Source organism: Maribacter sp. 2-571 (genome assembly GCF_050589625.1).
Classification (GTDB): Bacteria; Bacteroidota; Bacteroidia; order Flavobacteriales; family Flavobacteriaceae; genus Pelagihabitans.
Map to the genome: position 1 here is coordinate 1 of NZ_JBNGOP010000013.1, position 14,552 is coordinate 14,552.

Genomic DNA, 14,552 nt, shown 5'->3' on the forward strand with positions numbered 1-14,552 from the left:
GCTCGCCGAATTGCCCCGGCCCACATAACGGATGTAACGGCCCTCCTGCGCCTCGAAGGGAAAGGGTTCCGGTTCCAAGGTGGTACCGCTGCTCTGGAAGCCCGTGCGGATATCGGTCCAGTTGATCCCATCGTCGGAACGTTGCAGATCGAAATACGCACGGCGCTGATCGCCCTTGTAGTAGGCGATGCGTACCTCGGCAAAACGTTTTACCTCCCCCAGGTCGATCGTCGCATAGACCGGGTCCAGATTGGCGCTCCATCGGGTGTTAAGATCCCCGTCAAAAAGGTTGTCGACAATGTTGGTACGGTCCTCTTCCGTGGCGCTAACGGCCACGGGGGTCAAGGGCTGCTGGGCGAACAGTGCCATCGTGATACTGAAAAAAGCGGAAAAAAGGAGCGATCGGTCTTTCATGTTCTTCTGTGTTTGGCCATATAAATGTGGTGGCGAACGCGGAAAATTCCCGACGTCCTTACACCGTTTCATAGTATGGTGTTATGTTTTGGATTGTAGGTGTTGTAGGTTTTTTACTTGTAAGGAGTTGTACGTATCGATTGAGGCACACGGATTTTAGATCCGTTGTGTTGCCCGGAATATTCGTTGACATACCCTTTGGAGACCATTCCGATACCGGCTTTTCATGGTTTGGGAATTTTAAGGAAACCTCCCATAGTCGTATTTCCTTGTTCGGATAGGAATCCAAATACTTTTTCCCGCATGATCCGGTCGTCTTCTAAAAAATGGAATAGGATGGGATTAGTGCTCCTTCTTAAAAGGATTATGATCTGGATGCTGTTTTAAGGTAACGCGTAACGTTATGGGCAATTGTCCTTCCGATCGGTATCCCTCTGGGTCATTTTATCGGAACTCCTAGGAACAAAAGATGGTGTCTTTTGACTGGGGACTTTACTAAATCCCCCGCCGTCCGGCACCTCTAAAATAACTTCTCTGTAAGTTTTGCACGGGGAGCGCCTCTGGAAATGAGCTGAAGCGCGTAGTTTATGATATGGTTTTGGAGCTACCATCAAAAAACCCCTACGAAAAGATCAAGATTTGATTTATAACGTTCTTTCTAGCATCACGCCCCTTTCTTTTATCGAACACGGGTTGGTTTATGGGCAATGCTCAAAGTATAAGTGGAGCACATACGGTACCGCGTCGTCATCGATAGGTGCACCGACTACGGTAATGTCGATCAGAACCGTTTTAGTGCTTTGGTCTTAAAAACCCATTCGGGCGTTTGCAGCGGCGCTTTTTCGTTTTCAAAATACCAAGCCCCGGAACCTCCTTCGCTATCGGGGTTCAAAAGCACCTGTATTTCCTGTGCGGGCATATAACTTTGGGCCAATAAAAAAGCTTTTTTACCAGTCTTTACGTGTGTTGCCATATCGACAACAATTACGGCATGGCCAGGAAAACCACCTTTTATGAACACGTCTCCGATCTGTAGCGAAGCATAGGGCACCGGTTTCATTTCTTTGGATAAGGATGCCGTACCGGCATAGCTAAAGACCATTTCAAGATAACGCCAAAAATCGTCCGGGTCATCGGAAGGCGCTGTTCGCTGTTTCCAATATACCCGATTCCCGTCCACTACGATCCGCTTTCCTTTGCGCCATTTACTGTATTCGGCCTTAAAGCCATTGGTGAAATTGAAATGGATACTATCGTACAGTCCCTGCTCGAACAAATAGTCGGCACGCAGGCGCATTACCGCGTCGGCACATTGGTGTAGGTCCCTTTTACCGATGGGGAGATCCACCACTGCCACATAAACATTGGCATTGGGTTTTGTAGTGCCATCAAAGTACGTGACTCGGGCCTGAGGTTTTTTCAGGGGCAGGTTACTTAAAAAGAATGCGAATGAATTGGTGTCCCTAGGGGTCCTTTCAAAGCCTTCCGGTACCGTAAACCGTGAAAAAATGGTGTTTTTTGAAGTTTGCACGGTGTCTATCGTTATCGTTGTGGAATGGTTTACCGCAGTTTGGGGCGCCGGCGGCGTACGCTTTGGTTTGCAGGCCAAAAAAAGCGGTAGGATACAACTGATGAATTTTAGGTATGCGGTCATGGTAAAGGCGTTGCGACAAAGGTATAACACCCTGTTCCTTAATACCAGAAACGGTGTTGTTATTTCTGGGAGGAACAGGGTGTTAAAAACAACCAACTAATGCGGTCTACAGCAGTTCAAAGGTCACGGAGATTTGATAATCCCTAGTGTCGGCCGAACTGCCATAATAGAGTGATTCTACAATTTCGTTACGGTTGGAATCGTTGATAAACGTAGCTTTTCCGATTTTCCGGCCTATTTTTTTTGCCAGCATAGAAGCCTTTTCCTTGGCATCTTCATATGCCGCCGTCGCATACTCGGCCATTTGTTGATCGGTAAGGGTCGTTTTTAAATTGGTGTCGTTTTTTTGAACACCGATAGCCTTTACCATTAAGAATTTCTGAAGTGTTTCAATGGATTTGGTCTTGAATTCGTAAACTGTACCTTCTTTGTCATACCCCAACATTGCATAGTGAAATGGCTTTTCCACCACTTGTTCGGTCGGTATACCCGCTTTGGCCAGTTTTTCCATATAGGTCGACTTTAATTCGGAAATATTGGTCGTTTGGGCATCATAATAGACATTTACCATACTCAAGATCATTTTGGCCGAGAACTCTGGGGCAATAGCATATTGGTGCTTTCCGGTAACTGAAATTTGGTCACGCTCGGTTTGTGCGATCATGCTTGTTGTGATTAAAATAAAGAAAAGGTGGAACGTTAGTTTTTTCATGATTTCTGATGTTAAAGCGTTGAAGTGGTATTTGGTTTTAGCATTTAGGAAATGGTATAGATCAATGAGGCCACGATCATCCATGTTCCTACGGCGATACCCACAATACCGAGTTTCCCCAGTTTCGGAGCTATTTTGCCGCGCAGTTCTTCCGCTTTTGCCCGCGCCGTCTCGTTTTTGGAAAGGAACAATTTGTTCATCAGGCCCAAGCCGAGCATAAAGCCCAGAATGGCTGAAATGATGTTACCGGCCAAAAAAGTGACCCACCAGATTGGCGCACTCGACAACCAACCGATATGGAGTATGGCCTGTACAATTCCCCATAGGCCCCAAATACAAAAGGCCATGCCGATCCATCCTTGGTAGGGCTCTATTTTTTCCAAGAGCTCTTTGGCATTGGGTTTTTTTGATAGGATCAATGATGGTACTGCGATAATGCTTAATAGTACTAATGAAATTCCCCAGAACATACGTTTGTTTTTTAAGGTTAGTAATAGGAGGTGTTGAAATTGGTTTCAACCGTTTTGTTTTTCTGATACAAAGATGCCTTCGGACCTCACGTTTTTTCACCCTTTCACTAGCTAAAATGAGCACCCTGAATACGGGGATATACCAGGAATGTTCGGTGTAGTGCCAAGGGTTTTTGTCGGTGCTTAAATTTTTGAGGTTTCTCTGACGGGATTTTCAAAAAGTGCCGTAGCATACCTTTTTAATAGTGGGCGCGGGGTTTTTAAAGACCGAGTCCCTTTATGGATTCCATTTCCATAATTCAGAATGTTTTACGAACTTGCCACGCTCGACCATATCCTAAAGTATTCCTCCTTTGATAGCAAAGACCACCATCGATCAAGTATACGAAACCGCTCGACTAGAGGAGGTTATCGGTGATTTTGTGACCTTAAAAAAATCAGGTTCCAATTTTAAGGGGCTCAGTCCGTTCAGCGACGAACGCACCCCTAGTTTTATGGTCTCTCCCGTAAAACAGATATGGAAGGATTTTAGTAGCGGTAAGGGGGGCAATGTGGTGGCCTTTTTAATGGAACACGAACATTTCACCTATCCGGAGGCCATAAAGTATCTCGCCAAAAAATACAACATTGAAATAGAGGAGACCGAGCGTACCGACGAGCAAAAACAGCAGGCCAACGAACGCGAAAGCATGTACCTGGTGTCGGAATACGCCCAACAATATTTTAGTAGCATACTGAAGGATACCGAGCTTGGAAAAGCCATAGGCCTGAGTTATTTTAAGGAACGCGGTTTTACCGACGCTACCATTGAGAAATTTGGCTTGGGATATTGTCTGGACCAATGGGACGGTTTTACCAAGGCGGCCTTGGACAAGGGGTATCAGTTGAATTATCTTGAAAAAACCGGTCTTACCATAGTAAAGGAAGACAAAAACAGTCCGAACGAGCGCAGGACCTTTGATCGTTTCAAGGGTAGGGTCATGTTTCCGATTCGTTCCATGAGCGGTAGGGTACTGGGTTTCGGGGGGCGTATACTGACCAATGATAAAAAAGCGGCTAAGTACCTGAACTCTCCCGAAAGCGATATCTACCACAAGAGCAAGGTACTCTATGGGATCTATCATGCCAAGCAGGCCATTGCGAAGGAAGATAATTGTTATTTGGTGGAAGGCTATACCGATGTGATTCAATTTCAGCAACGTGGCATCGCCAATGTGGTTTCGTCCAGCGGTACGGCACTGACCCCGGAACAGATACGGTTGATCAACCGTTTGACAAAAAACATTACGGTACTGTTCGATGGCGATGCGGCAGGGCTTCGGGCTTCGCTTCGGGGTATCGACCTCATTTTGGAGCAAGGAATGAACGTAAAGGTCTGTTCGTTTCCCGAAGGGGAAGATCCCGATAGTTTTGCCAAGAACAATAGCTTGGAGGAAGTTACCGATTACCTGAAAGCTGCCAGCAAGGATTTTATTCAGTTCAAGGCCAACCTATTGGCCGAAGAAGCAGCCAACGATCCCATTAAAAGGGCCGATACGGTTAGGGATATCGTGAACAGTATTTCCAAAATACCCGATGCCATTAAACGGGAGATCTATGTTCAGGAATGTGCCCAGATCATGAACGTTTCCGAAAACGTGTTGTTCAGTACTTTGGCACAGATCGGTAAAAAAGAGCTTGCCGACGCCTCTAAAAAAGCCAAGCAGGAGCCGAAAGCGTTTGAGGTGGTCAAGAACGAACCTACCATTGAAAAGGTGGACGTACAATACGAACTAGAGCGCAAGATCATAGAAATACTATTATTGTACGGCCAAAAAGAGGAATCTTTTGAAGATTTGGTGTTGAAGGAAAACGACAATGGCGATCTGGAATTGGAACCCGAATCGGCGAACGTAAAAGTGTACGAGAAAATATATTTGGACCTTCAGGAAGATGAAATAGAACTGGCCAATGAAAAGTTTAGGGATATCTATTCCCACCTGATCAAAGAACTGAATGAAAATGAGGCCTTCTCCGTGAACAGTTTTATGGCCGAACTGGATCAGGAAATGGTATCACAGATTTCGGCTATTTTAATGGAAGAGGAAAAGTATACGCTACACAACTGGGAGCGAAAGGATATTTTTCCAAAAGAAAAACATATGGGCGTTGCCCAATTGGTAGGGGAAACGATATTGACCCTGCGTTGTTTTTTGATCAAAAAACGAATGGGCTCCCTGCAAAAACGTACCGAACAGAGCGAAACCGATAACAGGGAGGTCATGGAGGAGATCATGAGTTACCTACAGCTGAACAAATTGCTCAACCAAAAGTTAAATCGCGTGCTTTCTTGATCGGATACGTTATGCCATTTCAAAATTAAAATGGTATTATTTAAAATTGAAAAAGACAAATAGCTTTCAACAAAAAGAAACAAGCAATGTACGAATACAAAACAGTCAATAATTTTCTTTGGATTACGCTATTGTATGCGGTCACGGCCTTTGTGCCGGTATACGGACAGGAAGGGGAGGTGCTGCTCCCGTTTCGGTTTCCCTTTCCCGATGATATGGATAAAGTGGAACGATTGGATTTTGATAAGGACGGGGACCCGGACGCGATCCGGTATACCATACACGGGGGCATTCCCGTTATGTGGGTCGACGATGACGATGATATGAAAGCGAACGATTGGGAAGGGGATATCGATAACGATTGTGTGCTGATCGACCGGGATAAGGATGGCACCTTTGCCGGACCTTGGGACTTTTCCGTCGATTACGGGGACGAAAATGGTGATGGAGTAGCGGATGTACAGTTGGTCGTCGGTAATGGTGATAGCGCCGTGCGGAACGAATGGGACTGGGCCGCCGATATCATGTGGTTTATCGACGATGGGGAACAGGATGCCAACTTCGCCTATGTCGACTGGAATAAAATAGACCTAAAATGCTGGGAACACTATGGGCATGCCAATTTTTACGCAGATTATCATGGTCAGACGACCTTTACCAAAATGAACGTTTCCAGTTTTAGAATGCACGATTTTAGATATAGCTGGGAGAACCCGTTCTATTTTTTTGATATGGATGGCGACACCCATAGCGAAATGGCCATACGGTTGGAAGATACCCCCGTTTTTAAGAACAAGCCCGAAGGCATAAACGGTAGGGTGGACAATTCCCTTTTTAAGGATTTGGACGAAGCTATCGACGTAACGTTCATCGGAGTATTGGACAAAGGGTACATTTCCTTTGATCTGGACAACGACAATGCCCCCTCCAACGAATTCGATTTCGATATGAGCCTACAGTTCAACGGGGAACACGGTTATGATTACAATCACATGAAGCGACCATTTAGCTCTATTGATGGCCTTAAAGCGGCCGATACCCTTATGTTCGACTCCCGTTGGAGACATCTCAGCGAGCTGGTGTACCCCACGCGCGATGCATCCCGGGATATTCTTTTTAAGGATGGCAATTGGGAAGCGTGCTGGTTTGTCTTTGATGAGGATGATGATTGTGCCCGTTGGGAACGAGTGGAACTATTACAGCCCAAGGAACTCTTTAAAACCGGGATGCGAAACGAAGGATTGGACCATAACCCCCAGGCCGATGAGATCGGGGATCGTGGGGAGTTCGATCTGGACAACTCCGGAAAAGGAAATCTTTACATCGCCCCTTTTGATGGAAGAATGCATTTATACGGTGCGGAGTGGGGCGCATGGCGTATCGACCAAGATGCGTACTCCTATCAAGGGTACGGTGGGTTATATGATAGATCGGGCTATGTGCGCAGCCAGTTGAAAGCGCCGCGCTTTGGTACGGTAAAGTATTCCGATACCGATGGAAATGGTTTTATCGATCTGTTGGAGTATGATTTGAACGGAGATACCCTTTTCGAACATAACCTTTCCTTTAAGGCTTTGGGCATCGAAGATACCAACGAAATTATATCGATGCAAACCACTGATTATAAGGTGCTTTCCGAGTTGTACCAAAAAATGGGCGATGCCATATGGGACAAAGGTCAAAGGGCATTGGCCACTTTGGAAGGCTTTGGACTCAACACCGCCTGGTACGCGTTTTACAAGCAACCCAAGTCCTTACGGGAAAAATATAGCTATGGCTATTGGATCAATTTTTATTGCTATTGGGATTTGAGGAAGTTTTTCGAAAAAACCGGTGACCAAGATATGGTCGTTGCTACGGATAAAGCTTTTTTGTCCGGAAAATGGGAAGCGCTACCTAAGAAGAAATAGGTCGAACACAGCGCGGTGTACAGGAAGGTATAGCTTCACGCTTCTGGGTCGATCAAACAGCACTGCAGAGGGTTTATCGTACGTTTTTCCGTCCATATCAATAGAACTCGATACCGATTGATAGGTGGCGTATCGGTACAAAAAAAGCCTCCATTGGAGGCTTTTTTTATTTTTTACAAAGCAATAAATTAATAAAGCTCAAGTGCTTTTGCTTGCTGTAATAGGTCTACCATATTGTCCACGTTCAATTTTTTCATCAAACGCGCTTTATAGGTACTTACCGTTTTTTCGTTTAGGTTGAGCCCTAGGGCTACATCCTTGTTTCGTTTACCGCTGGCCAATAGTTTCAATACTTCCACTTCTCTTGAGGAAAGTTTTCTAAAGAACCTTCTTGGTCGTTGGGTGCCTTCATCAAAGGCGAGTCGTTGCGCCAGTTCATTGGTGATGAACATGTTTCCTTCCGCCACTTTTCGTACCGCTGAAATCAGATAATCGATATCGGATGCTTTGGATAGGTAACCAAAGGCACCTGCACGGATCGTGCTCAATGCGTATACGTCTTCGGATTGACCGCTGTACATCAAAACTTTTACATCAGGGAACTCTTTCTTTATTTTCCGTAATGCAGCGATTCCGTTAATTTCCGGGATATCCATTTCCAACATGACAACGTCCGGAGTTACTTTTTCCAACTTCTCGAACAATTCGTTTGTGGTAGCGACATCATCCATTACTTCTATGCCAGAAGCCGTTTCTAGCACGTGTTTTACGCCCATACGAATAATCGGATGGTTGTCGGCAATCAGAACTTTAATCATAATACAGGTTTATATCTATTTGGTATATTGGTGGCGTGTCCAAATATACTGACACGCAATGTAAGGCATAATGCTTTAACTCTTATTCAAAAATGCGATTTTTTTTGCACATTTCGCCAATTTTAATATTTTATTCGACTATAACACAACATTTTAGGTTAAGATGTCAAAATAATGACATCGGAATCTTACAAACAGGGATGGAAACCATCTTATGTTGGTTTGCGATATGGAAACGGTTAAATATCAGAAATACTTCCTTTTCCCTTCCCACAAAGTCATTTGGCGTTTTTCCGGCGTCTTTCATTTTCATGGCCCACTCCAGTTCGGGATAGCTGGCGCCGATCTGATCTTCATCGGTTCGATTATCTCCCCATAGTCCGTCCGTAGGAGCGGCCTTAATAATATCCTCATTAAGGTTGAGGAATTTTCCGATAGCGTATACCTGTGTTTTTAAAAGATCCGCGATGGGGCTCAGGTCTACCCCGCCATCTCCGTATTTGGTATAAAAGCCGACACCAAAGTCCTCCACCTTGTTTCCGGTACCGGCAACGAGGTATTTTTGAAGGGCGGCAAAGTAATAGAGCGTTGTCATGCGCAAACGTGCCCTCGTATTTGCTAATGACATAAAACGGTCTTCTTCGTTCTCAACGGGTGGTAGCGCAGCGACCAAGCTGTCGAAAACCGGTGTTAGGTTTACCGGTTGGCGCGAAACGTTTTTAAAATTCCGTTGTAACCAATCGATATGCCTGTCGGCCCGGGTAACTTGATTGTCTGCTTGGTGTATCGGCATTTCCAGGCACAATAGCTCCAATCCGGTTTTGGCGCAAAGGGTAGAGGTCACCGCGGAATCGATACCGCCGGAAATTCCGATTACAAAACCTTTCATGTTCGCATTGGTGGCATACTCCTTGAGCCAGGCCACAATATGTTCGGTTACTTTTTCTGTTTGCATAGGGCTACCGATTGATTTAAAAACAATTAACTTTGCAGCGGTAAAAATAAACCGTAGATGCCGAATACGAAAACGAAAGACACTTTTCTTATGGCGATACGCCACTTTTTTGGTGCGCTAATGCTCTTATTTTTAATGGGTTCTTGTAATCGGTCGCCAAAAGTGCTGGAAGCTGTCGAAAAAATCGATATTAATTTGGAAGTATCGCGGTTCGATCAGGAATTTGCAGCGGCCAGACCTCAGGATATCGCCGTTTTAAAGAAAAAGTATCCCTATCTCTTTCCGAAACAATTCCCGGACAGCGTATGGCGCGGCATGCTTTCGGACTCTTTACAACGAGTTATCCGGGCCGAGGTGGCAAACGCCTTTCCCGATTTTGCGGAAGAGGAGGAGGGGCTGACCCTTTTGTTCAAACACATTACCCATTACTTTCCGCAATATACCGTGCCAAAAGTGGTTACGGTCACCAATAATGTAGATTATGAAAATAGGGTAATCGCAACGGATTCCCTGTTGCTATTGAGTTTGGACAATTACTTGGGTCCCGATCATAAGTTTTATGAAGGAATGTCGGCCTATATCGCCGCGGAGTTGGACAAGGATTTTTTGGTTTCCGATGTGGCATCCGCTTTTGCGAACAAAACCCTTCCGCGACTGCGGGACCGTAGCTTTTTGGCGCGTATGGTGTTCTACGGAAAACTCCTTTACATAAAAGACCTGTGGATGCCCTTGGCCACCGATGCCCAGAAAATACGGTATACCGAGGCGGAGCTGGAATGGGCATTGGAAAACGAAGCGCCGATATGGCGCAATTTTATAGCGAACGAATATTTGTATAGTACGGAAAGTAAATTGACACCGCGGTTTTTGGAGCCCGCCCCGTTTTCCAAATTCGGTCTTGAACTGGATAACGAGTCCCCGGGCCGCATAGGTCGCTTTATCGGTTGGCAGATCGTTCGTTCCTTCATGGAAAAAAATAACATTACCCTACAACAGTTGTTGACCCTTTCTGCAGATGATCTTTTTAAGAAAAGCAACTACAAACCCAAAAAATAATGGCAGCGCTTCACACTTCGGAAATTACGTTAAAAGTCGGTTTGGACGAAAATCGAGTACCGGAGGTACTTACCTGGTCCGCTCAGGATGGCGGCATCGACAACGAGGAGGCCAAGGCCATGCTTTTATCGGTTTGGGACAGTAAGAACAAGGAATCCCTTAAAATCGACCTGTGGACCAAGGACATGCCCGTCGATGAAATGAAAATTTTCTTTCATCAAACCTTGGTATCGCTTTCCGATACCTTTATGAAGGCCACGCAAGATGAAAAGATGACTGCCACCATGAAGGACTTCTGTGCCTATTTTGAGGAAAAAATGGAGTTAAAAGGCTAAGGTTCCATGGTGATCATTGCCGGTGGTATACTTGGCATGTTGTACTACGCTAGTCGCCATTTAAGGAAATCACGTTTTCGGTCACAATTTTTGAAAGTACCTCCAAATTTCCTTCTTCAAAAAGAGCGGGCAGCTTTTTTAATGGGGTACCTATAGGGGCTTTGTAGTTTACATAGTCCTGAAAGCGAATGCCGTTCACCGTTCTCGGATGGTACGCGCTTCTAAAGCGAACGCCCCCACCATTGGTATTATAGCTATAGGCCAGATAATCGATGGTTTTTGTTTTTTCGTTTATCCAATAATGGAAGATATCGTCAAAATCGGTACCTCCGTCTTCTTCCGTAAAACGTACGCCGAGAATTTGATAGGGGATTCCTTTTATTCGGGTGCTGCCCTCGAAGGATTTTTGTACCGCCTTGTCCTGCAGTTTATCGGGGAGCGTAGCAAAGTAGATTACCGAGTTCAGCGCCTCCGAATATTTAGCCACGTCCTTATCGGAAAAGGAGGTTAACGACCCGTTTACGGTACGGGTAAGTACTCCATTTTTTAAGGTATCGTAAATTTCGATTCCGTCCTTGGTGTCTTTGGCGGTATAGGTATATCCTTCCGGACCGTTTTTGAACGTATAGTTCCGGTTTCTGAAAGTAAATTGATAAAACGCGTTTTTGTAACGTTCACCGCCATGTGCCGCAACAACATCATGTAACAATTGGGCCTCTTCCGATAGTCGCGGTTTGGACGTTTCTATCTTCGCCCTGTCTTCGGGAGCGGTTTCCGATTGTTCTTTATTTGGGTCCGTTTTGCAGGAGCTTACCAAAAAAAGCATGGCAAGCATCGGTAATAGTGCGATTCGGTGCATAAATTGATTTGGGTTTTATGTCAAAAACGTACAAGGTTTACGGTATGATACCTATACATAAACCAAATGTTCTTCCATTTGTCAATTAAAAAAAATAAACCTAACAACTAAAATTGTAGCTATTGCATCCTTCCCAAAAGTACCGTTCTTTTTCCCGTATGCACTATCACCTAATTTGATTTCAAAATACTTTTGTGTCTATATAACTTAAAAAAATGAAATGGAAAAAAAGGCATTGATTATCGGGGGGAGTAGTGGAATCGGGAAAGCTACTGCGGAAAACTTATTAAAGCAAGGCATCACGGTACATGTGGTGGGTACCAACTATGATAAATTGTTACGTTTTAAGAACGAAGTAAACGACGGTTTGGAAACGCATCAAGTAGATATTACCAACATCGATGATGTAAGTGCTTTCAATGAAAAAATAGGAACTTGGGATAATCTGGATTTCTTGGTAAACGCTTCTGGTATCTTTTTGCCAAAGCCTTTTTTGGACCATTCCTTAGAGGACTACGATTCGTATATGAATTTAAATAGGGGGTTCTTTTTTATTATACAGGCCGCATCAAAAAAAATGGCGGAACAAAATGGGGGCGCCATTGTAAATGTCGGGTCCATGTGGGCAAAACAAGCGATAAGGGCTACGCCTTCTTCGGCCTATTCTATGCAGAAAGCCGGTTTACATTCCCTTACGCAACATTTGGCCATGGAGTTGGCAGAATATGGAATACGCGTAAATGCCGTTTCCCCTGCGGTAGTGGAAACCCCGGTTTATGATGGCGTTTTTGGCAATAGGGAAGCGGCACATGAGGCGTTACAGGGTTTTCACGGGTTTCATCCGATAGGCCGATATGGTACTCCCGATGACGTTGCCAACACCATATGCTTTTTACTTTCCGAAAATACTTCATGGGTAACTGGAGCCATTTGGGATACCGATGGAGGTGTAATGTCCGGTAGAAACTAGCAGGTATATTTGATCGGTCGTTAGGTCGCTTTCTGAATATTGGCTAAGGATTTCCGATAGTTGGCGACATATCATAGCAAGGAGTCTTATTTTTGGTTCCATCCAATAAGGATTTGAATATCGATAACAATTACGTATGTCCATCCCATTTACAAAATACATGATCATAGGGGCTGGCCTTTCCGGGCTTACTACCGCCTATGTATTGCGCAAAGCGGGAGAGACCGATATGATGGTCTTGGAATCGCGAAAGCGTATCGGAGGGAGGATTTTTGAGCAAGATCGGATAGATTTTGGTGGTACATGGTTTCAATCCCATCACCTAAATGTACTCCGTTTATTGGATGAATTGGGAATAGCAAAATTTCATCAGTACGTAAAGGGGAAAAGTGTTTTGGTATACCGAAATGGAGTTCCGGAGCGGTACTTTGAGAGCGACCCCAACACTCCTTCCGCTTATCGTATTGTGGGAGGGTCGATGGCCTTGGTCAATAGTTTGGCAAATGGAGGAAGGGAGCATTTGATGCCAGGGGTTACGGTACGGGGATTACGACAAGAAGGTAAGTTGTTTTTGGTGGAGACCGATCAGGGGTCGTTTAAAAGTGAGAAGGTCGTAGTAACGGTTCCGCCAAAAATTACGGACCGAATACTATTTGAACCTGAACTGCCCAAGGCCCTTCGCTTGGTTATGGCGAAAACCCATACTTGGATGAGCAATTCAATGAAAGTAGGATTAACGTTTCAACGACCGTTTTGGAGGGCCAAAGGTCTTTCTGGAACACTCATTGGACAGACTGGGGCGGTTACGGAACTATATGACCATTCAGACGCAAGTAATCGGTATTATGCGCTAATGGGGTTTATCAATGAAGGGTTGCGGGTTTTTTCCGAAACCGAACGTAAAAAACGCATATTACATTATTTAGCCACATACCTTGGAGAAGAGGTCAATACGTACACTACTTACGAAGAAAAAGATTGGTCCCAAGATCGGCATACTTCCGAAGAAACTGAGCAAACCGGGTATGATAGTCTTTCCTATGGCAATGTCTTGTTTCAAAGGGGATACTTGAACAATTCCCTTGTTTTTTCAGGTACGGAAACAGCCAGTAGTTATGGTGGATATATGGATGGTGCCATCTCGAGCGGAATTCGAGCGGCAAAACAACTTTTGGAACATCGACAAGAATGAAGGTGAAAAAGCGAATAACACAATACCACCTACATAAAGCAAGACCCGAAAAATTGCAGTTTGAGTTGTACGATTTAAAAACGTACCGAAAAGAAAGTGGGACTATGGCCGCTGTACCGCATTCACATAGTTACTATCAAATCATATGGTTTTTTGACGCCGGGGGAACACATGTCGTAGATTTCAGAACATATCAAATACAATCGAACACCGTATTGTTTATCGGTAAGGACCAAATTCATGCCTTTGATGAGAACTTGAACGTAAACGGATGGTTGATCCACTTTAACGAGGGTTTTTTTATGCATTCCGATGTTGATATATTTTTAAAGTATACCATTTTTAATACGGGTAAAAATTCCTTTTATGCAATGGATAGGGCCACTGGCACCGCGGCATCCAACTTTGTCGCAATGATTAGGGAAGAGCTTTTCAATAAAGGACGCTTTGGTTACGGGGAGATCGTACGCTTTTTATTAAAATCGTTTTTGATCAATTTGGAACGGATGCATCGGGAAACAACTGACGAGGCCCTGACTATAAGCAACGCCTACGCGTTACAGTTTTATCGATTTCGGGAACTGGTGGAATCAAATTATGCAAAGCAATATACGATGAAGGAATATGCGAATGCCTTGAATATCTCCACCAAAACGCTGGTCACGATCTGCAATGCAGAAGGGGGAAAGTCCCCTTCTAAAATAGTTTCTGAACGCAGGATATTGCAGGCGCAACGTCTATTGCGCTATACGGCCTTGCAAGTTGGGGAGATTGCATTTCGTTTGGGTTTTGAAGATGTATCTTATTTCATACGCTTTTTTAAACGACATATGGGCAATTCGCCCAACGAGTATCGAAAAAAATAGTACCTCAC

General features: G+C 44.6%; 14 protein-coding genes. 7 read left to right on the forward strand and 7 right to left on the reverse strand.

The annotated features are described in order from the left end of the window. The 4 genes from ACRD7P_RS10750 to ACRD7P_RS10765 form a co-directional block, all read right to left on the reverse strand. The coding region (locus ACRD7P_RS10750; protein ID WP_430907586.1) for a discoidin domain-containing protein at positions 1–486 on the reverse strand (486 nt) is incomplete at its 3' end. Between the two features lie 709 nt (positions 487–1,195). Beyond that, complete coding sequence (locus ACRD7P_RS10755) at positions 1,196–2,068, reverse strand: DUF4846 domain-containing protein (protein ID WP_430907587.1); 873 nt, start codon at positions 2,066–2,068, stop codon at positions 1,196–1,198. 106 nt (positions 2,069–2,174) lie between these two features. After that, a complete protein-coding gene (locus tag ACRD7P_RS10760; RefSeq protein WP_430907588.1) occupies positions 2,175–2,732 on the reverse strand; it encodes an SIMPL domain-containing protein in 558 nt (185 codons plus the stop codon). A 92-nt stretch (positions 2,733–2,824) separates the two neighbouring features. Then, entirely contained in the window at positions 2,825–3,250 is a 426-nt protein-coding gene (locus ACRD7P_RS10765; protein WP_430907589.1) for a hypothetical protein, read from the reverse strand. 353 nt (positions 3,251–3,603) lie between these two features. Between ACRD7P_RS10765 and dnaG the strand changes: the two genes are divergently transcribed. Next, on the forward strand, positions 3,604–5,583 hold the full coding sequence (dnaG, locus tag ACRD7P_RS10770; RefSeq protein ID WP_430907591.1) for a DNA primase: 1,980 nt from the start codon (positions 3,604–3,606) through the stop codon (positions 5,581–5,583). Between the two features lie 86 nt (positions 5,584–5,669). Continuing rightward, entirely contained in the window at positions 5,670–7,493 is a 1,824-nt protein-coding gene (locus ACRD7P_RS10775) for a hypothetical protein (protein WP_430907592.1), read from the forward strand. A 188-nt stretch (positions 7,494–7,681) separates the two neighbouring features. Here the strand turns inward: ACRD7P_RS10775 and ACRD7P_RS10780 are convergent, their stop codons facing one another. After that, positions 7,682–8,311, reverse strand: coding sequence for a response regulator (locus ACRD7P_RS10780; RefSeq protein WP_430907594.1), 630 nt, complete (start codon positions 8,309–8,311; stop codon positions 7,682–7,684). 166 nt (positions 8,312–8,477) lie between these two features. Continuing rightward, positions 8,478–9,266, reverse strand: a complete 789-nt coding sequence (gene nadE / locus ACRD7P_RS10785) for an NAD(+) synthase (RefSeq protein WP_430907595.1) — start codon at positions 9,264–9,266, stop codon at positions 8,478–8,480. 57 nt (positions 9,267–9,323) lie between these two features. Here nadE and gldB point away from each other — a divergent pair, with 57 nt between their 5' ends. Both gldB and gldC read left to right on the forward strand, forming a co-directional pair. Beyond that, the gene (gldB, locus tag ACRD7P_RS10790; protein WP_430907597.1) at positions 9,324–10,322 is read left to right on the forward strand and encodes a gliding motility lipoprotein GldB; all 999 of its coding nucleotides are present in this window, start codon (positions 9,324–9,326) and stop codon (positions 10,320–10,322) included. Continuing rightward, a complete protein-coding gene (gene gldC / locus ACRD7P_RS10795) occupies positions 10,322–10,657 on the forward strand; it encodes a gliding motility protein GldC (RefSeq protein ID WP_430907598.1) in 336 nt (111 codons plus the stop codon). Before gldB ends, gldC begins: the two co-directional genes overlap by 1 nt. Before the next feature lie 49 nt (positions 10,658–10,706). On the opposite strand, the gene ACRD7P_RS10800 is transcribed toward gldC, so the two are convergent. Then, the gene (locus tag ACRD7P_RS10800) at positions 10,707–11,516 is read right to left on the reverse strand and encodes a DUF6503 family protein (RefSeq protein ID WP_430907600.1); all 810 of its coding nucleotides are present in this window, start codon (positions 11,514–11,516) and stop codon (positions 10,707–10,709) included. Positions 11,517–11,736: 220 nt separating this feature from the next. Between ACRD7P_RS10800 and ACRD7P_RS10805 the strand changes: the two genes are divergently transcribed. The 3 genes from ACRD7P_RS10805 (at position 11,737) to ACRD7P_RS10815 (ending at position 14,544) form a co-directional block, all read left to right on the forward strand. After that, positions 11,737–12,486, forward strand: a complete 750-nt coding sequence (locus tag ACRD7P_RS10805) for an SDR family NAD(P)-dependent oxidoreductase (protein ID WP_430907601.1) — start codon at positions 11,737–11,739, stop codon at positions 12,484–12,486. Positions 12,487–12,622: 136 nt separating this feature from the next. After that, positions 12,623–13,678, forward strand: a complete 1,056-nt coding sequence (locus tag ACRD7P_RS10810) for a flavin monoamine oxidase family protein (protein WP_430907603.1) — start codon at positions 12,623–12,625, stop codon at positions 13,676–13,678. Beyond that, positions 13,675–14,544: an AraC family transcriptional regulator gene (locus ACRD7P_RS10815; protein ID WP_430907604.1), complete on the forward strand. Its 870-nt coding sequence runs from the start codon at positions 13,675–13,677 to the stop codon at positions 14,542–14,544. Before ACRD7P_RS10810 ends, ACRD7P_RS10815 begins: the two co-directional genes overlap by 4 nt. The last annotated feature ends 8 nt before the right edge of the window (positions 14,545–14,552 follow it).